Origin of the sequence: Paraburkholderia tagetis, from assembly GCF_022213065.1 — a bacterium.
GTDB lineage: Bacteria > Pseudomonadota > Gammaproteobacteria > Burkholderiales > Burkholderiaceae > Paraburkholderia > Paraburkholderia tagetis.
Window position 1 is genome coordinate 246,866 of the sequence record NZ_JAKLJA010000002.1, and the last position, 20,277, is coordinate 267,142.

Consider the following 20,277-nt stretch of genomic DNA (forward strand, 5'->3'; position numbering starts at 1 on the left):
ACGTGGCATGAGCGGGCAAGCCGTGCACAAAGCAAGCAACGCACCAGGCCCAATTCGATCGATTCGCGCAATTCGCCGGATATGCGTGCTCGAACCGTTCACCGACCGCGCGGTCGGCGTGCCGGTACCCGCTTCAGACGTGCAAACTCGCGCAAAACCATGCAACATAAGCCTTTTTCACCGCGCCACAACCGACCTGCCATGACGAATCAGCCTGCCCAAGCCGCGCCCGAACTGCCCGTCGATATGATCATCTTCGGCGGCGGAGGCGACCTGGCCGCGCGCAAACTGCTCCCCGCGCTCTACATGGCGCACCTGCACGGCAACCTGCCGCACGACACGCGCATCATCGCCGTGGGCCGCAAGAACTGGACCATCGACGACTATCGCGCGTTCATGGAAGAGCAGTCGCGTCCGTTCATCGACGCCAAGGCCTTCGACTCAGAGGCATGGAGCCGCTATCTGGACCTGTTCCAGTACGTGATCATCGACGTGAATGCGCCCGCCGATTACGAGCGTCTCGCCGAAGCCTCGCGCAAGCACGCTTTGCGCGTGTTCTATCTCTCGACTTCGCCCGAGCTTTTCACGGCGATCTGCGACAACCTCTCGGCTGCTCATCTGCTCGACAAGCATTCGCGCGTCGTGCTCGAAAAGCCGCTCGGCCACGATCTGGCTTCGGCCAAGGAGATCAACGCGTCGGTGGGCCGCCACTTCGCGGAATCGCAGATCTACCGGATCGACCACTATCTGGGCAAGGAGACGGTGCAGAACCTGATGGTGCTGCGCTTCGGCAATCCGATTTTCGGGCCGCTGTGGCAGGCGCCGTATATCCGCAGCGTGCAGATCACGGTGGCGGAAGCCGTGGGCGTGGGCAGCCGCGCGGGCTTCTACGACCATACCGGCGCGCTGCGCGACATGGTGCAGAACCACTTGCTGCAACTGCTGTGCATCGTGGCAATGGAGCCGCCCGTCTCGCTCGATCCGGACGCCGTGCGCGACGAAAAGCTCAAGGTGCTGCGCTCGCTGCGGCCGATGTCGGTCGCCGATATCGCGCGCGACACGGTGCGCGGCCAGTACGCGGCGGGCGCCGTGGACGGCCAGCCGGTGAAGGGCTACCTCGAAGAAGACAACGTGCCGGCGAACAGCCGCGCGGAAACCTTCGTGGCGCTGCGCGCGCACATCAATAACTGGCGCTGGGCCAACGTGCCGTTCTTCCTGCGCACGGGCAAGCGCATGCAAAAGCGCCAGTCGGAGATCGTGATCGAATTCGCGGATCTGCCCTTCTCGATCTTCCCGAGCGGGCCGCGCAACTACGGCAACCGTCTCGTGATCCAGCTCCAGCCCGAAGAGTCGATCCAGTTGCAGATGCTCGCAAAGGAGCCGGGCAGCGGCATGAACATGCTGCCGGTGAGCCTGAATCTCGACCTGCAGCAAGCGATTCCGGAGCGCCGCGCGGAAGCCTACGAACGCCTGCTCGTCGACGTGATTCGCGGGCGCCTCACGCACTTCATGCGCCGCGACGAACTGGAAGCCGCCTGGAGCTGGGTGGAGCCGATTCTCAACGGCTGGAAGGAGCTCAACGACCGTCCGCGCATCTATACGGCGGGCACGTTCGGGCCGGCCGCTTCTTCGGCGCTGCTCGCGCGCGAGGGTATGTCGTGGGCCGAGGAGGCTTGAGCCGGGCTTTGAACCGGGCTTGAGCGAGCTTTGAACCGGCGCGCGCCAGGGTTGACTGGCGCGCGCCGCGGCTTCAGGAGCGCCCGCTCCGCTTGCCGCCATCGCGTGCGGACGCGCCCTCGGCGCCCGCGCGATCGGGGCGGAACAGATCGAGCCCCGCGAACACCACCACGCCGCTCAGCGCCATCATCGGCACCGAATGCCGGCCAAGATAGAGAATCGCGGCAGCAAGCCACGTCGAAATAAAGAAAGCAGCCATGCGCCGCATGATGAAACTCCAGAACCCATAATGCACGCCGCCATGCCACGACGGCGCGACGGCGCGCCTGTCCCGCGTGCTTCCCGTGCGCCTGTAGAAGCGCGGCCGTGGCGCAAGCGGACTTGCGTGCCAGTGCCTGTTCCCGCCTATAAGCCCTAGCTGCAAACCCTAACCGCGCACCCTGACGGCGAACCCCAACCGCGAGCGCTAACCGAGCGTCGCGCGCACGGTGCGCAGCCGGCTCACGGTATCCACGAACGCCTCGCCGCCCAGCGAGCGCTTGATGCGGCCCGTGACCTGCGCGCTTGCGTGATTGAGCGCCTCGCGTATTGACGTGGCCTGTACGGTGGGCACGATCGCCACCTCGCGCTGGTCGCCGACGGTGCGCTGGCGCGCCACGTAGCCGCGCGCCTCGAGCCCGTCGAGCACGCGCGTGGCCGTGGGCCGCGCAATGGAGAGCAGGTCCGCCAGCTCGCGCTGCAGCGATCCGGGCCGCTCGAGCACCGCGCGCAGCATGAAACCCTGCGGCGGCGTGAGGCCAAAAGGCACGAACGCCTCGGACCACTCGCGTTCGAGCCGGCGCGCGAGCGCCGACGTGTTGAAGTAGAGGCACTGATCGAACATGGCTACAGGATAAGCGATCATCGTTAGCTATGCAACCAACCGGACACAACAAGTCCCTGGTTTCAGGCCTTTTTCGAGCTTCCTGGATGCGATAATTCATCCGTTGTGCGAATTTTCTCGCCCCACATCTGCACGATGCCCGCAATCCTGAACCAAAAAAGAACGAGCGGACGAATTTCGCGCGTATCCGTTATGATGTGAGCGACTCGACATCGCCTCACCGCTGCTACACCCCACTCCAACGGAGACATCGATGCAGATGCGTTGTTACTGCGTGACCCACCACGGTCAGCCGCTCGAACTCGTCCAGCGCGAAACACCGCAACCCAAGGGCACCGAGGTGCTCGTGCGCGTGAAGGCCGCGGGACTCTGCCATTCCGACCTGCATATCTGGGAGGGTTATTACGACCTGGGCGGCGGCAAGAAGCTCTCGCTCGCCGACCGCGGCATCAAGCTGCCGCTCACGCTGAGTCATGAAATCTGCGGCGAAGTGGTTGCCGTGGGTCCAGAAGCGGGTCCTGAAGCGGGCGACGTGAAAGCCGGCACGATGGCGGTGGTGCATCCGTGGATCGGCTGCGGCGAATGCACGGCGTGCCTGCGCGGCGAGGAAAACATCTGCACCAAGCCGCAATCGCTCGGCGTGATGCGCGACGGCGGCTTCGCCGACTATGTGATCGTGCCGCATCCGCGCTACCTGGTCGATCTCGGCAGCCTCGATCCGGTGCAGGCCGCGCCGCTCGCGTGCGCGGGCGTCACCACGTATTCGGCGATCAAAAAATTCGGCTCGCGCATTCATGAGGATCCGGTCGTGATCATCGGCGCGGGCGGCCTCGGCATGATGGCCATCGAGGTGCTGAAAGCGCTGGGCGCAAAAGGCGCCATCGTGGTGGACGTGGACGCCGCCAAGCGCGAGGCCGCGCTCAAGGAAGGCGCGCTGGCCGCCATCGACGCGCGCGCGCCCGACGCCGTCGAGCAGGTCGTCAAGGCCACCGGCGGCGGCGCCCGCGCCGTGCTCGACCTCGTGGGCGCGACGCCCACGGTAAAGCTCGCGCTCGATGCGTGCACGCGCGGCGGGCATGTGGTGATCGTCGGCTTGATGGGCGGCGACATCACGCTCTCGCTGCCGATCATTCCCATGCGCCCGTTGCGGATCGAGGGCAGCTATGTGGGCACGCTGCCCGAATTGCGCGAGCTGGTCGCGCTGATGCGCGAGGGCAAGATGCAGCCCTCGCCGGTGTCGAGCCGGCCGCTAGGCGAAATCAACGCGGCGCTCGAAGCGCTGGCGCAAGGCAAGGTGGTGGGGCGTCAAATCATGGTGCCTTGAAGGCGGCCCAAGCGTTTGAACAAGTTGATGTAATCAAGAGGGGCGCACGCATGGGCGGCGCCCCTGCTCTTTTCCAAAGATTTACTTTGGATGTCAAATCAATTCACGATCAGCGCGCGGCATCGCCCAGTCGATACGCCGCGCTCGCTTCGTCCAGTTGCGTCTTCAGCGCGGGATCGAGCGCGAGATCGGCGGCGGCAATCGACGCATCGAGCTGCTCGGGCCGGCTCGCGCCAATCAGCGCCGAAGTCACGAGCGGATTGGCCAGCACCCACGCAATCGACGCGGTCGTGAGCGAATGCCCCGCCTGCCCGACGATGCCGCGCAGCGTCTCGATGGTCTCGAACTCGCGCGCGTGCCAGTAGCGGTCGTGATACATCTTCCCGGCCACGCCCACGCTTTGCGTGAAGCGGCCTTCGGCGGGCGCGCTGTCCTGCTGGTACTTGCCGGTGAGGAGGCCGCCCGCGAGCGGGTTGTACGGAATCACGGCGAGCCCCTCTTCGCCCGCGAGCGGCAGCAACTCGCGCTCGATCTGGCGAAACAGCAGGTTGTAGCGCGGCTGCACCGAAACGAAGCGCGCGCAGCGCAAAACATCGGCACGGCCGAGCGCGCGTGCGAGCCGGTAAGCCAGGAAATTCGACACGCCGATATAGCGCGCCTTGCCCGCGCGCACGATCGTGTCGAGCGCTTCGAGCGTTTCGTCGATTGGGGTGTTCTGGTCGTCGGAGTGGAGCTGGTAGAGATCGACGTAGTCGGTGTGGAGGCGGCGCAGCGAGGCGTCGATGGCATCGAGCAAGTGCTTGCGCGACGCGCCCTGATCCCACGGCGACGGCCCGACCTTGCCCACGGCCTTGGTCGCCACGATGAAGCGCTCGCGCCGGCCCTTGAGCCAGCGCCCGACGATCTCCTCCGTGCGCCCAGCGTGCGTTTCGCCGCCGCCGAGCGGGTAGACGTCGGCGGTGTCGATGAAGTTGATGCCGGCGTCGGCGGCCTTGTCGAGGATGAGACGGGACGCGTCCTCTTCGGTCTGCAAGCCGAAGGTCATCGTACCGAGACACAGACGCGAAACGGAAAGGCCAGTGTGGCCAAAACGGCGATATTGCATCGGATGCTCCTCTCTCTCTGGCAATGCGGTGCGGTGCTGTGCTGTGTGATACGCACGATACGCACAATGCTGCGAAGCATAGCGCGAGCGCGCCGAGCCTGCCGGGCGCGGGTGCTGCGCCTTACGATATTGAAATGCCGGTTGCGATGGCGGGTCGCGGTGGATTGAGATGGATTCCGATTGCTCGAACAGGCGGCCCTGGCACGCTCTAATCGCGCCGTTACCCACGCGCGGCCTGACGTAAGCTCGGAGCATCCCTTCCCTTCGCCCGCTCCACGTGACCTCGACGCCCGCCGACGCGCCCCTGCACCCCGACCGCCAGCAAGAAGCGAGCGCGCTCAGCGCACAAGGCCGCTACGCCGAGGCGTTCGACGTGCTCGCAGCGCTCGTCGGCACGCACGCGCGCGCGGACGACGCGGATCTCGCCGAAACGCTCCATCTCGCGGCGCTCTGCGCCCTGGGTGCGGGCAAGACCGACGCGGCCCATGCGCTGTGGCAGCGCTGCATCGACGCGAAGCCCGCGTTCGTGGATGCCTGGCACGGCCTCGCCGCGATGCTCACGGCGCTCGGCCAGTGGCCCGCCGCCGAAACGCTCTGGCGGCGCCTGCTCGCCGTGGCCCCCGCGCATGCGGATGCGCACAGCAATCTCGGCATCGTGCTGCATCGCCTCGGGCGCGCGCAGGAAGCGGAGCTCGCGTATCGCATGGCGCTCGCACAGCAGCCCGGGCACGTGGACGCCCATTACAACCTCGGCATCGTCCTGCAGGAAGCCGGCCGCGGCGACGAAGCCGAAGCGGCTTACCGCGCGGCGCTCGCGGCCAATCCGCACCATGCTCGCGCGCACAACAATCTCGGCACGCTGCTGCGCGCGCGCGGACGCCTCGACGAAGCCGAGGAGGCCTGGCGCCAGGCGCTGCTCGCCGAGCCGCAATATCCCGAGGCGCTGAACAATTACGGGGCATTGCTCAAGTCGCTCGGCAGGCTGATGGAAGCGGAGCTGGCGTGTCGTCTCGCCATCAAAATCCGGCCGGATTATGTCGAGGCGCTCAACAACCTCGGCTGCGTGCTCACGGAGCTCAAGCGCCAGCCCGAAGCCGAATTGCTCTACCGGCAAGCGCTCGCGCTGCGCCCCGGCCATGTCGAAGCGCATTACAACCTGGGCGTCGCGCTGCAACAGCTCGAACGCTACCCCGAAGCCGAGACGGCCTGGCGCACGGCGCTGCGGCTCGCCCCGGCGCATGCGCAGACGCTCAACAACCTCGGCGGCATGCTGGGCATGCTCGGCCGTCTGCCGGAAGCGCGCGCGATGCTGGAACAGGCGCTCGAATGCGACGCCCATATCGCGCAGACCCATTTCAATCTGGGCGGCGTACTGAAGGAGCTGGGCGCGCTCGACGAAGCCGAAGCCGCGTACCGTCGCGCCATTGCGCTCGCGCCCGATTACGGCGACGCCCTGTTTCGACTCGCCACGCTGCTCATCACCATGGGCCGCTACGAGGAAGGCTGGCGCCTCTACGAACGGCGCTACGAAAACGCGGGCTTCGTGCATTTCGCCTCGCGCGAAATGCTGGGCTGCGCGCAATGGCAAGGCGAGCCGCTGGCCGGGAAATCGCTGCTGCTATGGCAAGAGGATGGCCTTGGCGACATGCTCCAGTTCGCCCGCTACGCGCGCCTCCTCAAAGACCTCGGCGCGGCGCACGTAGCGTTCGGCTGCGTCGACGCCCTGCACCGCGTGCTCGCGGGCGTTGAAGGCATCGATGCCGTGCTCAGCCACGCCGAAGCCGCCGCGCGCACTACACAACTCAACTCGCAACTCAACTCGCAATTCAACTCGCCAGTCGACCCGCGGTTCGACTACTGGGCGAGCCCGCTGAGCCTGCCGCTGCACCTGGCCACCACCGTCGACACGACGCCGCCGCCGATTCGCATCGACCCGGACCCCGCGCTCGTACACAAGTGGGCCGCGCGCCTCGAAACGCTGGGCGCCGGTCCGCGCATCGGGCTCGTCTGGAAAGGCAACCCGAAGCACCACAACGACCCCCATCGCTCGATTCCCTCGCTCGCGGCGCTCGCCCCGCTCTGGAGCGTGCCTGGACTGAAATTCGTGAGCCTGCAAAAGGGCGCGGGAGAAGACGAAGCGAACGCGGCGCAGCACGCGGGCGCCGGTGCGCGGCAGCCGATCCTGCACCTGGGCGCCGAGATTGCCGATTTCGTGGATACGGCGGCCATCGTCGCGCAGCTCGACCTGCTGATCTGCGTGGATACTTCGACGGCTCACCTGGCCGCCTCGCTCGGCACGCCCTGCTGGGTGATGCTGCCAGGCCGCGACGTGGACTGGCGCTGGCTTCATGCGCGCGAGGATTCGCCGTGGTATCCGCAAACGGTGCGGCTGTTCCGGCAGAGCGCCGACGAAACGTGGAGCGCGCCCATCGAGCGCGTGCGGCAGGCGTGTGTGGAGCGGTTCAGCCGATAAGGCACTCTTGGACGGCCCGGAATTCGCACCCGAGCGGACGTGGATGCGCCGGCCCCGGCTTCAGTCCCAGATATTGCGAAACGCCACCGCAGCGATCACCGGCACGCAAAGCACGAGCGGGATCGCGAAATAAGGCATCTCCCGGTCGACGACCCAGCTGCGGATCAGCCAACCCACGCCTAGCGCGAGCGTGAGCACGCCCACGAGGGCGGTCAGCGTGTTGAGCAGCCAGGTGGGCGGCTGCTTGCGCTTCTTCTGGTCTTCCTTCTGGTCTTCCGTGGGAGACGGTTTCATCGGGCGTTGAGCGTTGTGCGCTTCAGAGCGTCCCGGCCGGGGCGCTGATCAGGCAATTTTACTCTCGATGCCCGGCGGCAAGCAGATAGGGACAGGTCCAGCCGCGGCCGCGCGCCATAGCATTTTGCGGCGCCGGAAAAGAAAAAAGCCCGCCTGGAGGGGCGGGCTGAATCCATATCGGAGGAGACATGGAGGAGACAAATCAATTCTAGGGTTTTCCCCTAGCATTTGCAAGCGTTTTTTTGTGGCGATTGGCTAATTTTCTGAAATCAGGCCTTTTCTCGACCTTGGTGACCTTGGTGACCTTGCGGCCCGGCTTTACCCGACTACACGCGCACCTCGCCGAGCCGCACCTCAACCTGCGCGCGCGCCAGCAATCCCTTGCAACGCGGCGAGAGATTCGCCAACACGAGATGTTTTCCGGTGCGTTCATAGCGCGCCTGCACCGCCTCCAGCGCGGCAATCGCGGAGTGGTCGGCCACCTGCAGATGCGCGCAGTCGAGCCGCACCTGTGCCGGGTCGCGTGCCGGATCGAAGAGCATCTGGAAATGCGCCGCCGAGGCGAAGAACAGCGTGCCGCGCGGAACATAGACGCGCTCGCCCGAGGCTTCGTCGCGCGTCTCGCAACGGAACTCGCGCGCGTGCTGCCACGCGAAATTCAGCGAAGCGATGACGATGCCGCAAAGCACGGCCGTCGCCAGATCGGTGCAGACGGTAATGACCGTCACGGCGACGATCACCACCGCGTCGTTGCGCGGCACCTTGTGCAGCACGCGCAGCGAGCCCCACGCGAAGGTCTGCCCCGCGACGATGAACATCACGCCCACCAGCGCCGCGAGCGGAATGCGCTCGATCAGCGGCGAGAGGCACAGGATGAACAGCAGGATCATGACGCCGCTCGTCACGCCCGAAACGCGCGAGCGCCCGCCCGAGCCCAGATTGATGACGGTCTGGCCGATCATCGCGCAGCCGCCCATCGCGCCGAACATTCCCGCCGCCACGTTAGCCGCGCCCAGCGCCACGCATTCGCGGTTGGGCTGGCCGCGCGTGCCGGTCACGTCGTCGGTGAGATTGAGCGTGAGCAGCGTCTCCAGCAGGCCCACGAGCGACATCAGCACGGCATACGGAAGCACGATGCGCAGCGTGTCCATGTTCATCGGCACGGACGGCATGCTGAAGACGGGCAGGCCGCCCGCGATGTGCGCCATGTCGCCGAGCGTGCGCGCGGGCAAATGCAGAAGCGCCGCCGCCGCGCCCACGCCCACGATGGCGACCAGCGCGGGCGGCACGGACCGGGTGAGACGCGGCACGACGAACACGATCGCCATCGTGAGCGCGACGAGCCCACCCATCAGCCACAATGCCGCGCCGTGCATCCATTCCATGCCATGCGCGCCGGGCGCCTTGAAATGCTCGAGCTGCGCACGCGCGATGATGATCGCGAGGCCGTTCACGAAGCCGAGCATCACCGGGTGCGGCACCATGCGAATCAGCTTGCCGAGCTTGAGCGCGCCGAACAGCAACATCAGCACACCGCCGAGTATGACGGTGGCGAACAGGTATTGCGGACCGTGCTGCACCACGAGCGCCACGATCACGACGGCCATGGAGCCCGCCGCGCCGCTGATCATGCCGGGCCGGCCGCCGAACAGCGCCGTGATCGTGCAGATGAAGAATGCGCCATAGAGGCCCATCAACGGATTCAGATGCGCGACGAGCGCGAAGGCGATGCACTCGGGCACGAGCGCGAACGATGAAGTGAGGCCGGCGAGCAATTCGCTGCGCAACGAGGAAAGCCGGCTGGGGCCGGAACGGGCGGTTTCCATGGGACGGTACGGTTGACTGCCGCTTCAGACGAGAGCGGCATCGGCAAAACGCCGGGGGCGGGACGAACGAGACCGCGCATCCTAACAGAATTGGGGCAGACGCACCGGCCAGCAAGACGCTCGCCTGAGCGCCATCCACGAGTGCCGAGGTCGATCGGCAAGCGCAAGCCTTGCGCCGGCTTCGGTCATGGGCCATAGCGACATCCGTTGTGCTGGCAACTATCTCGCTTGCTGCGTGCTGCCATGGCGACAGCGTGTCGGCGCCAGGCGCGCACCGCAAACGTGCCGATCCATTCCGATGAAGCCGCGCAAGCACCGGATTGCGCCACACCCGTACCGTGCGCCTCATGGCGACGGACAACGCCTGTGGCTCGTCTGCAAAACGCGCGAAGCGGTGGCAAAATAGGCAGCTTTCGCGCTTTCAGGCAGCGCTTTCAGGCAGCTCTCCGACCGCGGCGCCTCCCGCGTTGCCGCGCGCGGCGCCCCGCTTCCCCACCGTTGCACCGTTGAAGAGGATCGTCCCATCATGAGTTCCAGCGTGAAGCCTTATCCGGATACCCAGATTTACGTCGATGGCGCCTGGCGCGCCGGCGCGAAGACGATTGCCGTGATCGATCCCGCCACCGAAGCCGAGATCGGGCGCCTGAGCCTCGCCAGCGAGCAGGACCTCTCGGACGCCGCCGTGGCCGCTGCGCGTGCCTTCAGCGCATGGCGCAAGGTCTCGCCGCTCGAGCGCAGCAAGCTGATGCGCCGCGCCGCGGACATCTTGCGCGAGCGCGCCGGCGAGATCGCCGCGATCATGACGCGCGAGCAAGGCAAGCCGCTTGGCGAAGCGAAGGCCGAAACGCTTGCGGGCGCCGACGTCATCGACTGGTTCGCCGAAGAAGGCCGCCGTACCTATGGCCGCGTGGTGCCCTCGCGCACGGACGCGGTCCGCCAGATCGTCACGCGCGAGCCGGTGGGCCCGGTCGCCTGCTTCACGCCCTGGAACTTCCCGCTCAATCAGGCCGTGCGCAAGGTTTCCGCCGCGCTCGCGTCGGGCTGCACCGTGGTGCTCAAGGGCCCCGAGGAAACGCCCGCGAGCTGCGCGGCGCTCGTTCAAGTGTTTATCGACGCGGGCCTGCCCCAAGGTGCGCTCAACCTCGTGTTCGGCGTGCCTTCGGAAGTGTCGTCGTATCTGATCGCGCATCCGGCCATCCGCAAGATCTCGTTCACGGGCTCGACGCCAGTGGGCAAGCTGCTGGCCTCGAAGGCCGGCGAACACATGAAGCGTGCGACGATGGAGCTCGGCGGTCACGCGCCCGCCATCGTGTTCGCTGACGCGGATATCGCGCGCGCCGCCAGGCTGCTCGCCGGCGCGAAGTTCCGCAACGCGGGCCAGGTGTGCATTTCGCCCACGCGCTTCATGGTTGAAGACGCCGCCTACGACGAGTTCGTCGAACACTTCGTTGCGGCCACCCAGGCGATCAAGGTGGGCAACGGCCTGACCGAAGGCGTGCAGATGGGCCCGCTCGCGAACGACCGCCGCCTCGCTGCGATGGAGCGCCTCGTGGCCGACGCGCGCGAGCACGGCGCGAAGGTGCTGACCGGCGGCGAGCGCGTGGGCCGCGAAGGCTACTTCTTCGCGCCCACCGTGTTGACCGATGTGCCGCTCACCGCGCGCATCATGAACGAAGAGCCGTTCGGCCCGCTCGCGCCCATTACGCGCTTCTCGCGCTACGAAGACGCGGTGGCCGAAGCGAACCGTCTGCCTTATGGCCTCGCCGCGTATGCCTATACGCGCTCGGCCGCGACTTCGGCGGCGCTTTCGGAAGACATCGAAACGGGCATGCTGTCCATCAACCACCACGGCCTCGCCCTGCCCGAGGTGCCGTTCGGCGGCGTGAAGGATTCGGGCTATGGCTCCGAAGGTGGCACCGAGGCGATGGAAGCGTATCTCGTGACAAAGTTCGTCACCGAGCATCGTTGATCGGAAAACGCGCCGCGCGTGGAGTTTTTCGCGCGCGGCGCGCTTGTTCCGCGCCCTGCGTACTCGACGCATGAATTTTCGGTGCGCCCGCAACGAACCTGAACGCCGCGCGGGCCACGCTCACCCAGCCGGCGAACGGCGCCCCGGACGCGCGGCATCCATCCATTCCTGACAGCTTTCCACCGCCTTACACCCGCCCAATCGCACGCACGCAATTTGCGCACGGAATAGATCGCCTGCTCGCCTGTTGGCTTTTATAACAGCCCCCAACGGCTTTATACAGGAAGAACCGATCATGCCCCTTCGCACACCTATACGCTCATTGCGTTCGCCTCAACGCGCGGCGTTTTCGATTGCTCGTCCCAATCCGCACGAACGCGTGCAATTGGGAGGCGAGCCATGAGTCGCACTGCCATCTGCGTTCCATGCCGTCTTGCGGCCATTGCGGCAGTCGTCGCCTGCGCCGGCGCCGCCTTTGTGTGGACCGCCGGCTGGATTACGCCCCGGCGCTTGAACGCCCCGTATATCGTTAACACATTCGAATCGAACTATGGCGTGCATACCGGCTACCGGCGCAATCACGCCAAGGGACTTTGCGTGGAAGGCGAGTTCGAGAGCAATGGCAACGGAGCACACGTCTCACGTGCCGCCGTATTCGCGCCGGGCAATACACCCGTGATCGGTCGCTTTGCGATTCCCGGCAGTAAGCCAGCCGCGCCCGACGCCGGCGCGCCCGTGCGCAGCATGGCGCTGCTGTTTCAACTGAAAGACGGCGAGCAGTGGCGCACCGGCATGAATTCCACGCCCATATTTGCGGTTCGCACCCCAAGGCAGTTCTACCAGCAGCTCGTTGCGTCGAAACCCGAACCCGCAACCGGCAAGCCCGATCCCGCAAAGCTCGACGCGTTCTACCGCGCCAATCCGGAAACCGCACCATTCCGTCAATGGACCAAGGCGCATCCCCCTACTTCCAGTTTCGCGAGCACGGCGTTTTACAGCATCAACGCCTTCATGGCCACCGATGCGGACGGCAACATGCATGCGGTGCGCTGGCAGATGGATCCACGAGCGGACCCACAAGCGGATCCACAAGCGGCCCCGCAAACGCCGCCCGAGCCACCAACGGCTGCGCAGAAGGCCGACCCGAATTTCCTCGCCGACGACCTCGATGCGCGGCTCGCGCAAGGTCCGTTGCGCTGGCGCCTCGTGCTGACGGTGGCCGCACCCGGCGACCCCACAAACGATGCCACGCGGCAATGGCCGGCCGGTCGCGAGCAGATCGACGCGGGCACGCTCGTGCTTCGGCGGGCGACGCCGCAACGCGAAGGCGCGTGCCGCGACGTCAACTACGATCCGACCATCCTGCCCAATGGCCTGAAGCCCTCCGACGACCCGCTGCTCGCCGCGCGCTCCGCTGCCTATTCGGTCTCGTTCAACCGCCGCACGCGCGAAGAAGCCGCACCTTCACTGGGAAAGGCGCAACCATGACATCTCCTCGCTCTCACTTCAGCATCCTCGCCCGGCTATTGCACTGGTCCATGGCAGTCCTGATCATCACCATGCTGTTCGTGGGCGTGGGCATGGTTTCGACCGTCTCATGGCTGCACAACACCCTGCTCGCCTTGCATCGGCCGCTCGGCATTACGCTGCTCGCGCTCGTGATCGTGCGCGTCACGGTACGCCTCCTGAACGGCGCGCCGCCGCTGCCCGCCGATATGCCGGGCTGGCAGCGCGTCGCCGCGCACGGCTCGCACCTCATGCTCTATCTGCTCATGATTGCCATGCCGTTGATTGGCTGGTCGATGCTCTCGGCGGGCGGCTACCCCATCGTATTGGCCGGCGGCGTGCACTTGCCACCGATCGCACCGCACAACGTCGTGCTCTATGCGTGGCTGCGTGCAGCGCATACGTGGCTAGGGGTGACGCTGTTCGCCACCATCCTGGTGCATCTGGCGGCGGCGCTCTTTCACGCGCTCATTCGCCGCGACGGCGTGTTCGCCAGCATGGCGCGCGGTTAGCCATCCGATGGCGCGCAGGCGCCGCCGCGCTCAACTTGCGGCGCTGCGCCAGCCGAGCCCCAGGCTTTTCTGAAGCGAAACAAAGTCCTTGAGCAGTTGCGCCTGCCCCGCCACCACGTCTTGCTGCGCGAGGGATTCGGCGCGCTGCGTATCTAGCAGGTCGACGAGACTCGACGCCCCCGCGCGATAACGCTGGCGCATCAGCGTCGCCGAACGTTGCGCCGAATCCTGTACCTTTTCCAGCGTCACCAGATGCTCGCGCTGGTAGCCATAGCGCGACAGCGCGCCGTTCGCATCCTGCAGCGCCGCGAGCACCGCCTTTTCGTAGCGCGCCCCGGCCTCGTCGCGCGCGGCCTCGGCGCCATGCACGGCGCCAAGCGTACGGCCGAAGTCGAACACGTTCCACTGCAAATACGGCACCCCGACCCAACTGAAATTGTTCTTGCGCATCAGATGGCCCGGGTTCGCCGCCGTGAAGCCCAGGTCGCCGAACAGCGTGAGCTTGGGCAAAAAGTCGGCCACGTGTTCGCCGATCTGCGCATTGCTCGACGCAAACCGGCGCTCGGCCGCGCGGATGTCGGGCCGCTGCGCGAGCATCGTTGCGGGATCGCTCAGCGGCACCGAAGCAGGCAACGAAGGCAGCGCGCGGGGCGCGGCCAGTTCGGCATCGAGCGCACCGGGCGCCTTGCCGGTGAGCACCGCCAGTTGATCGAGCGACATGTCCACCTGTGCCGCGAGCGGCGCGAGCGTCGAGCGCGTGGTCTCGACCTGCGTCGTCAAGCGCTCGACATCCACGTCCGCCGCAGTCCCGCCCGCGCGCCGCTGCTCGGTCAAGGTCAGCATCTGCTGCTGCAACCCGGCATTGCGTTGCGCAATCGCGAAACGTTGCTGCTCGTCGCGCAGATCGATGTAGGCCTGGGCCACTTCGGCGGCGAGCGACACCTGTGCATCGGCGAGATCGGCCTCAACGGCATCGGCTTCATCGCTCGCTGCCTCGACTGCGCGGCGCGTGCCGCCGAACAGGTCGATCTCCCACGATGCGTCGAAACCCGCCGTATAGAACTGTAGCGGGCCGCGCCCCGCCCCGGAACTGCCCGGCTGCTGCGAGAACGCGGCGAGATTGGGCTCGCGCATGCGCGGCGCGGCGGCGCTGGCCGAAACCTTGGGCATCTCGGCGGCGCGCTGCTGCTGCAACTGCGCGCGCGATTGGCGCAGCCGCGCCTGGGCGGCCCGCAGATCGGGGTTGTGCGCGAAGGCGGCGGTAATCAGCGCATTCAACTGCGGGTCGCCGAACGAAAGCCACCATTCGCTCGGCGCACGCCCGGGCGTCACGCCTTGCGCAGGTGTACGAACGAAGGTTGCGGCGCTGGCCGCCTCCGGCGCGACCGCCGGTGCGCCGCGATAGTCGGGGCCCACGGTGCAGGCCGCGAGCGTGCAGGCGGCGGCAAGCGCCGTGAGCACGGTGAGCGGTGCGATTGCGGATCGCGAAGAACGAGTTGCCATCATGAGTCAGAAGTCGAAGCGTCAGTGGCCGGCGGACGGCGTATTCACGCCGGGCTGCGGTTTCTTGAGCAGGAGTGCAAGCGGCACGCATGCCGCCAGCGCGATGCCGAGCACCCAGAATGTTTCGGAGAACGTGATAACCAGCGCTTGCTGCTGGATCTGCATGGCAATCTGACCAAGCGAGCGCATCTGCGAGTAAGCCATGTCGCCCGTTTGCGAGAACCAGCCTGCCGCGCCCGCCGCCACGCGCTCCTGCCCGATCAGCGAGTTGGCGCTGATCGACTCGCGCAGCACCGCCGTGTGGAAGGTCTCGCGGCGGTCGATGAGCGTGCCGATGATCGCGAGCCCCACCGACCCGCCCAGATTGCGCGCCATGTTATAGAGCCCGGCTGCGTCGCCGGAATCCTCGCGTGCCACCGCGGCCATCGAAGCCTGATTGAGCGGCATCATCGCCAGCATCTGGGCCGTGCCGCGCACGAGTTGCGACCAGACGAAATCGTGGCCCACGCTCTGAGCCGTGAGCGAAATATCGAGCATGCAACTTAGCGTGAACAGCAACAGCCCGCTCACCACGAGCACGCGAAAATCCACCCGGCCGAGCAGGCGCGGCAGCACCGGCATCATGGCGAACGCGGGCAGCCCCGAAAGCAGCATGATCGCGCCCGACTGCTCCGCGTTATAGCCCGCGACCAGGCTCAGGAACTGCGGCAACAAATATGAAATGCCGTAGAGCCCCGCCCCCACCGCGAACACAATCACGATCACGCTTGCATAACGCGGATTGCGCATGAGCGAAAGACGCAGGATCGGTTTTTTCGCCGTGAACTGCGACAGCGCGATGAGCGCCATGCCCGCGATCGTCACCCACGTGAGCGTGACGATCATGTTCGACTCGAACCAGCGCTCGCGCTGGCCCTCTTCGAGCACGACGGTAAGCGAGCTCAGGCCAACGGCCAGCCCGACGATGCCCAGCCAGTCGGCCTTGAAAAAAGCTTCCCAATGCGGACGATCGGGCTCGAGGCCGACGATCAGCAGCGTGATGAGCGCAACACACACGGGCAGGTTGATAAAGAAGCACCAGCTCCAGCTGATGTTCTCCGCGAGCCATCCGCCCACGACCGGACCGAGCAGCGGACCGAGCAGCACGATGAGGCCGAACACCGTCATGCCGATTGGCAACTGCGAGAGCGGCAGGCGCGTGCGGATGATGGTCTGGCCGATGGGAATCATTGCGCCGCCCGTGAAGCCTTGGCCGATGCGCCCGGCGATCATCAGACCCAGCGAGTTCGACCAGCCGCACATCATCGAAAAGCCGATAAAAAGCGCGGCGTTGACGAGCAGAAAATTTCGTAGTCCGAAGACGCGCGTGAGCCATGCAGCAAGCGGAATCATCACAATCTCGGACATCAGATAGCCCGTGGAGATCCACGTGCCCTCGGTGCCGGTCGCGCCAATCTCGCCTTGAATCTGCGGCAGCGCCGAGTTCGTGATGGAGATGTCGAGCGTCGCCATCAGCGCGCCCAGCGCGCCGGCCGCCACCGCGATCCAGTCGGCTACGCTCGCGCGCTCGCCGTGCGCATGCGCGGCACCCGTTTGTGCATGGGCGTTTTCACCCACGATGGTTCTCGGCGTCGATGCGGCGGTCGTCCTCGCGAGCGGAACGCGTATCGACGTCCACGGTCACCGACATGCCCGGCAGCAGCACGCCACGCGTTTCGGGACCGGTATCGATGCGGATGCGCACCGGCACACGCTGCACGATCTTCGTGAAGTTGCCGGTGGCGTTCTCGGGCGGCAGCAGCGCGAATTGCGCACCCGTGCCCGGCGAAAAGCTGTCCACCACGCCGTGCAGCGTATGGCCCGGCAGCGCGTCGACATGCATCTCGACGGGTTGGCCCACGCGCATGCGGCCAATTTGCGTTTCCTTGAAATTCGCCGTGAGGTAGGTTTTCTGCACGGGCACCACGGTCAGCATGCGCGTACCGGGCTGCACGTACTGGCCCACCCGCACCGTGCGGTCGCCCACGCGGCCCGGCAGCGCGCTCCTCACCACGGTGTTGTCCAGATCGAGTTGCGACTTCGCAGCGTTGGCGCGCGCCGCCTCGAGTTGCGCGCGCGCCTGCGCGAGCTGGGCGGTGAGCGCGGCAATCTGCGAGCGCGCCGCTTCCACGGCGGCGGTGTCGGCGGCCAGTGTGGCCTGGGCCTGATCGCGCTGGCTCTTGAGTCCCGCGAGACGTTCGGCGGTTTCCGCGCCCGTCGCCGTGAGCGGCGCATAACGCGCGACTTCATCCTGCGCGTGGCGCAGGCTCACGCGAGCCACTTCCTGCTGCGCCTGCGTCTGGGCGATGTTGGCATGCTGCTGCACGAGCTGCGCCTCGGCGTGCTGGATGTCCGCGTTGCGCGCGTCGACAGTCGCGTTCGCCTGATCGAGCGCGACCTGATACTGGCGTGCATCGAGTTTCACGAGCGGATCGCCGGCCATGACCGTCTGGTTATCGGCCACGTAGACGTCCGTGATATAGCCGCTCACCTTCGGCGCGATCGTCACGCTGTCGGCTTTCAGATAAGCGTCGTCGGTACTCTCGATGAAGCGGCCGACCAGCCACCAGTGCCCGCCCCATACCGCCGCGGCGGCGAACGCCACGAGTCCGAGACCCGCCAGCACGATGCGCTTCGTGCCGCGCTTTTCAGCCGAAACGGCACCGCCCGACGCTTCGCGCCCGGATGCCCCCGCAGTCGTAGACATGTTTGCCCAACTCCAAATGATCGAAATTATTCCAGGTGGCAAAATTATTCCATTCGGAAAAAATGTGTCAAGTGATATATTTTCGAAAATCACGAGGCAAACCGGATGCTCATGAACGAACCGAAACGACTGCGCCGCCCAACGGCGGGCGGCTATGCGCGCGGCGACGAAACGCGCCGCAAGATCATCGAAGCCGCCATCAGTCTGTTCGGACAGCATGGCTTCGAGGGCGCCTCGACGCGCGACATCGCCGCGCGAGCCGGCGTCAACGCGCCTGCGTTGCAGTACTACTTCGAGAACAAGGAAGGGCTCTACCGCGCGTGCGCCGAATCGCTCGCCGACGCATCGTGGCAAGCCTTCGAGCCCGCCGTACTGCGCGCCCGCGCAGCGCTCGCGCAAGACGCCGACACCGCCGTGCTGATCGAAGCGTTTCTCGACATTCAGCGCACGGTGGCCGACCGCACGTTCGTGAAGCACTGCGAGCCGGACCAGCGGCTCTTTTTCGCGCGCGAGCAAGGCGGCGGCGAGCCCGAAATCGGCACCGAGGTATTGCGTGAGCGCGTGCGCATGCCATTGAATGAAGTGAACTCGGCGCTGCTGGCCCGCATTACCGGCCTGAGCGCCGACGATCCGCTCACCATCGTGCGCATGTTCAGCCTCTATGGGCAGTTTCTGCTCTTCTATGTCGCGCGCCGTTCGACGCTCACGATGCTCGACTGGAAGGATATCGACGCGGCAAAAGCCGAATTCCTCAAGACCAACATTGGCGAGCAAACGCGGGTGCTGCTCGAGCACTGGAGCCGGGAGCGCGACGCCAAGCGGGATCGCCAGGCACGTGGCGCCTGAAGAGCGGCACGAACTTTCGCGCGCTTTCTTCCACATGTTTCCGATCCGAGACCAAACCGGCATTTCGACCTGTTTCGGAAACTCCGGGCCGCTATAACTCCGCTATAACCCCTTCGCGCGCTTTTGCACACTTTTTGCGCTCCAGCCCTTCCAACTGGCCCGTGCGGGCTGCCTGTGCGCATGCTAGTGTTGAAAACTTGTTCCTCGCGCAACCGGTCCCGCCATGTCACCCACCACCGCCGTCCTCAGTATTCTCGCCGCCGTGCTGCTCGGGGCCATGAGCCCCGGACCCAGTTTCGTGATGGTCGCGCGCAACGCGATCGGCCTGTCGCGCCGCGACGGCGTCGCCACGGCTTTCGGCATGGGCATCGGCGCGATCTGCTTTGCGGGCATTGCGCTCGCGGGGCTTTATACGCTCCTCTCCACCGTCGCGTGGCTCTATGCCGGACTCAAGATCGCGGGCGGCCTTTATCTCCTCTACATCGCCTCGCGCATCTGGTGCGGCGCCGGTCAGCCGGTGACGATGAGCAAGAGCGAGGTGCACGGCGCTCGTCCGGGCAAGTCGTTCTGGACCGGCCTGACGACCCAGTTGAGCAACCCAAAGACGGCGGTGGCTTACGGCAGCATCTTCGTGGCACTGCTCCCGCAGCATCCGCCGCTCTGGTGCTATTTCGCGCTGCCGCCGCTCGTGTTCGCGATCGAAACCGGCTGGTACACCGTGGTCGCGCTCTGCTTTTCGAGCCAGCGCCCGCGCGACCTCTACCTGCGCGCGAAGCGCTGGATCGACCGCATTGCCGCGGGAGCGATCGCGGCGCTCGGATTGCGGCTGATTCTCAGCGCGGGCCGGCGGGGACTCTGAAACACGCCTGGCGCTCGGGGCGGCGCAATGCACCGCCCCTGCCTGAAGGATCGACGACTCGATGCACTTGCTCGATGCATGGCTCGCGGCGTTGAGCAAAGGAAACTAATTTTCGTTTCCGCACTTGACAATCTACCTACCAGTAGATAAATTGCAATCCATGGAAACGAAGTTGACAGTACGCGAGCAGGTGCTAGACCACGCCATCACGTTGATGATGCTGCGCGGCTACAACGGTTTCAGCTATCGCGACCTTTCGGAACTCGTGGGCGTGAAAACGTCGAGCATCCACTATTACTTCCCGTCGAAAGACGACCTCGTGCTCGAAGCCGTGAATCAGTACAGCGGCGAAGTCATGCACGCCCTGCAGGCGGTGGACCCGGCGCTGCCCGCGAGCGAAAAGCTCGCGAGGTACACGCGGTTGTTCGGCAAGACACTCGGCGACGGCAACCAGATCTGCCTGTGCGGCATGCTGGCCGCCGACATCGGGACGCTGCCCGAGGCGGTGCGTGAGGCGGTGCAAGCGTTCTTCCGTGCCAACGAATCGTGGCTAGCGAAAGTGCTGGCCCAAGGTGTCAAGGAAGGCACACTGGTGGCACGAGGCAAGCCCGAAAGCGCGGCGCGCACATTGTTCGCGGCGTTACAGGGCAGCGTGCTGGCGAGCCGGCTGTTTCATACCAAGGCGCGGCTCGAAGACGTTGAAGCCATGTGGAAAGCCGTTCCCTGACAGGAATCGATGAGGCGATCGGAAAGA

The 20,277-nt window shown here is 66.0% G+C and carries 17 protein-coding genes; 9 read left to right on the forward strand and 8 right to left on the reverse strand.

The window, feature by feature from the left end; all coding sequences use genetic code 11:
* Nucleotides 1-201: 201 nt before the first annotated feature.
* Nucleotides 202-1,677, forward strand: coding sequence for a glucose-6-phosphate dehydrogenase (zwf, locus tag L5014_RS04165; RefSeq protein ID WP_238462307.1), 1,476 nt, complete (start codon nt 202-204; stop codon nt 1,675-1,677).
* 73 nt (nt 1,678-1,750) lie between these two features.
* Here zwf and L5014_RS04170 read toward each other — a convergent pair whose 3' ends face one another.
* Both L5014_RS04170 and L5014_RS04175 read right to left on the reverse strand, forming a co-directional pair.
* Nucleotides 1,751-1,945 carry a hypothetical protein gene (locus L5014_RS04170; protein WP_238462519.1) on the reverse strand — a complete coding sequence of 65 codons (195 nt, stop codon included), beginning with the start codon at nt 1,943-1,945 and terminating at the stop codon, nt 1,751-1,753.
* Between the two features lie 198 nt (nt 1,946-2,143).
* Entirely contained in the window at nt 2,144-2,560 is a 417-nt protein-coding gene (locus L5014_RS04175) for a MarR family winged helix-turn-helix transcriptional regulator (RefSeq protein WP_238462504.1), read from the reverse strand.
* Between the two features lie 259 nt (nt 2,561-2,819).
* Here L5014_RS04175 and L5014_RS04180 point away from each other — a divergent pair, with 259 nt between their 5' ends.
* Nucleotides 2,820-3,884, forward strand: coding sequence for an alcohol dehydrogenase (locus L5014_RS04180; RefSeq protein WP_238462505.1), 1,065 nt, complete (start codon nt 2,820-2,822; stop codon nt 3,882-3,884).
* Between the two features lie 109 nt (nt 3,885-3,993).
* Here the strand turns inward: L5014_RS04180 and L5014_RS04185 are convergent, their stop codons facing one another.
* Complete coding sequence (locus L5014_RS04185) at nt 3,994-4,989, reverse strand: aldo/keto reductase (protein ID WP_238462308.1); 996 nt, start codon at nt 4,987-4,989, stop codon at nt 3,994-3,996.
* 277 nt (nt 4,990-5,266) lie between these two features.
* On the opposite strand from L5014_RS04185, the gene L5014_RS04190 reads away from it, so the two are divergent.
* Nucleotides 5,267-7,462: a tetratricopeptide repeat protein gene (locus tag L5014_RS04190; RefSeq protein WP_238462309.1), complete on the forward strand. Its 2,196-nt coding sequence runs from the start codon at nt 5,267-5,269 to the stop codon at nt 7,460-7,462.
* A 60-nt stretch (nt 7,463-7,522) separates the two neighbouring features.
* Here L5014_RS04190 and L5014_RS04195 read toward each other — a convergent pair whose 3' ends face one another.
* Together L5014_RS04195 and L5014_RS04200 are read right to left on the reverse strand one after the other, a co-directional pair.
* On the reverse strand, nt 7,523-7,756 hold the full coding sequence (locus tag L5014_RS04195) for a hypothetical protein (protein ID WP_238462310.1): 234 nt from the start codon (nt 7,754-7,756) through the stop codon (nt 7,523-7,525).
* 326 nt (nt 7,757-8,082) lie between these two features.
* The gene (locus tag L5014_RS04200; protein WP_238462311.1) at nt 8,083-9,582 is read right to left on the reverse strand and encodes a SulP family inorganic anion transporter; all 1,500 of its coding nucleotides are present in this window, start codon (nt 9,580-9,582) and stop codon (nt 8,083-8,085) included.
* Between the two features lie 526 nt (nt 9,583-10,108).
* Here L5014_RS04200 and L5014_RS04205 point away from each other — a divergent pair.
* The 3 genes from L5014_RS04205 to L5014_RS04215 all read left to right on the forward strand — a co-directional run bounded on the left by L5014_RS04205 (nt 10,109) and on the right by L5014_RS04215 (nt 13,569).
* Entirely contained in the window at nt 10,109-11,551 is a 1,443-nt protein-coding gene (locus tag L5014_RS04205) for an NAD-dependent succinate-semialdehyde dehydrogenase (RefSeq protein WP_238462312.1), read from the forward strand.
* Nucleotides 11,552-11,950: 399 nt separating this feature from the next.
* On the forward strand, nt 11,951-13,039 hold the full coding sequence (locus L5014_RS04210) for a catalase family peroxidase (protein ID WP_238462313.1): 1,089 nt from the start codon (nt 11,951-11,953) through the stop codon (nt 13,037-13,039).
* Complete coding sequence (locus tag L5014_RS04215) at nt 13,036-13,569, forward strand: cytochrome b (RefSeq protein ID WP_238462314.1); 534 nt, start codon at nt 13,036-13,038, stop codon at nt 13,567-13,569. The genes L5014_RS04210 and L5014_RS04215 overlap by 4 nt, the downstream gene beginning before the upstream one ends.
* Nucleotides 13,570-13,599: 30 nt before the next feature.
* On the opposite strand, the gene L5014_RS04220 is transcribed toward L5014_RS04215, so the two are convergent.
* Genes L5014_RS04220 through L5014_RS04230 form a run of 3 tightly spaced genes read right to left on the reverse strand, consistent with a single transcriptional unit; the run spans nt 13,600 to nt 17,818 of the window.
* A complete protein-coding gene (locus L5014_RS04220; RefSeq protein ID WP_238462315.1) occupies nt 13,600-15,075 on the reverse strand; it encodes an efflux transporter outer membrane subunit in 1,476 nt (491 codons plus the stop codon).
* An 18-nt stretch (nt 15,076-15,093) separates the two neighbouring features.
* Complete coding sequence (locus L5014_RS04225) at nt 15,094-16,689, reverse strand: MDR family MFS transporter (protein ID WP_238462316.1); 1,596 nt, start codon at nt 16,687-16,689, stop codon at nt 15,094-15,096.
* Nucleotides 16,682-17,818, reverse strand: coding sequence for an HlyD family secretion protein (locus tag L5014_RS04230; protein WP_238462317.1), 1,137 nt, complete (start codon nt 17,816-17,818; stop codon nt 16,682-16,684). The genes L5014_RS04225 and L5014_RS04230 overlap by 8 nt, the downstream gene beginning before the upstream one ends.
* A 111-nt stretch (nt 17,819-17,929) precedes the next feature.
* On the opposite strand from L5014_RS04230, the gene L5014_RS04235 reads away from it, so the two are divergent.
* From L5014_RS04235 to L5014_RS04245, 3 genes are all read left to right on the forward strand, one after another.
* On the forward strand, nt 17,930-18,664 hold the full coding sequence (locus L5014_RS04235; protein WP_238462318.1) for a CerR family C-terminal domain-containing protein: 735 nt from the start codon (nt 17,930-17,932) through the stop codon (nt 18,662-18,664).
* Nucleotides 18,665-18,887: 223 nt separating this feature from the next.
* On the forward strand, nt 18,888-19,523 hold the full coding sequence (locus L5014_RS04240; RefSeq protein WP_238462319.1) for a LysE family translocator: 636 nt from the start codon (nt 18,888-18,890) through the stop codon (nt 19,521-19,523).
* Nucleotides 19,524-19,683: 160 nt separating this feature from the next.
* Nucleotides 19,684-20,250 (forward strand): TetR/AcrR family transcriptional regulator, encoded by a 567-nt coding sequence (locus tag L5014_RS04245; RefSeq protein WP_238462320.1) that lies wholly within the window; start codon nt 19,684-19,686, stop codon nt 20,248-20,250.
* Nucleotides 20,251-20,277 lie beyond the last annotated feature (27 nt).

Bases quoted from the DNA above. Each gene is read 5' to 3' on its own strand.
- zwf (WP_238462307.1), top strand. From the start codon at position 202: ATGACGAATCAGCCTGCCCAAGCCGCGCCCGAACTGCCCGTCGATATG.
- L5014_RS04170 (WP_238462519.1), bottom strand. From the start codon at position 1,945: ATGCGGCGCATGGCTGCTTTCTTTATTTCGACGTGGCTTGCTGCCGCG.
- L5014_RS04175 (WP_238462504.1), bottom strand. From the start codon at position 2,560: ATGTTCGATCAGTGCCTCTACTTCAACACGTCGGCGCTCGCGCGCCGG.
- L5014_RS04180 (WP_238462505.1), top strand. From the start codon at position 2,820: ATGCGTTGTTACTGCGTGACCCACCACGGTCAGCCGCTCGAACTCGTC.
- L5014_RS04185 (WP_238462308.1), bottom strand. From the start codon at position 4,989: ATGCAATATCGCCGTTTTGGCCACACTGGCCTTTCCGTTTCGCGTCTG.
- L5014_RS04195 (WP_238462310.1), bottom strand. From the start codon at position 7,756: ATGAAACCGTCTCCCACGGAAGACCAGAAGGAAGACCAGAAGAAGCGC.
- L5014_RS04200 (WP_238462311.1), bottom strand. From the start codon at position 9,582: ATGGAAACCGCCCGTTCCGGCCCCAGCCGGCTTTCCTCGTTGCGCAGC.
- L5014_RS04205 (WP_238462312.1), top strand. From the start codon at position 10,109: ATGAGTTCCAGCGTGAAGCCTTATCCGGATACCCAGATTTACGTCGAT.
- L5014_RS04210 (WP_238462313.1), top strand. From the start codon at position 11,951: ATGAGTCGCACTGCCATCTGCGTTCCATGCCGTCTTGCGGCCATTGCG.
- L5014_RS04215 (WP_238462314.1), top strand. From the start codon at position 13,036: ATGACATCTCCTCGCTCTCACTTCAGCATCCTCGCCCGGCTATTGCAC.
- L5014_RS04220 (WP_238462315.1), bottom strand. From the start codon at position 15,075: ATGATGGCAACTCGTTCTTCGCGATCCGCAATCGCACCGCTCACCGTG.
- L5014_RS04230 (WP_238462317.1), bottom strand. From the start codon at position 17,818: ATGTCTACGACTGCGGGGGCATCCGGGCGCGAAGCGTCGGGCGGTGCC.
- L5014_RS04235 (WP_238462318.1), top strand. From the start codon at position 17,930: ATGAACGAACCGAAACGACTGCGCCGCCCAACGGCGGGCGGCTATGCG.
- L5014_RS04240 (WP_238462319.1), top strand. From the start codon at position 18,888: ATGTCACCCACCACCGCCGTCCTCAGTATTCTCGCCGCCGTGCTGCTC.
- L5014_RS04245 (WP_238462320.1), top strand. From the start codon at position 19,684: ATGGAAACGAAGTTGACAGTACGCGAGCAGGTGCTAGACCACGCCATC.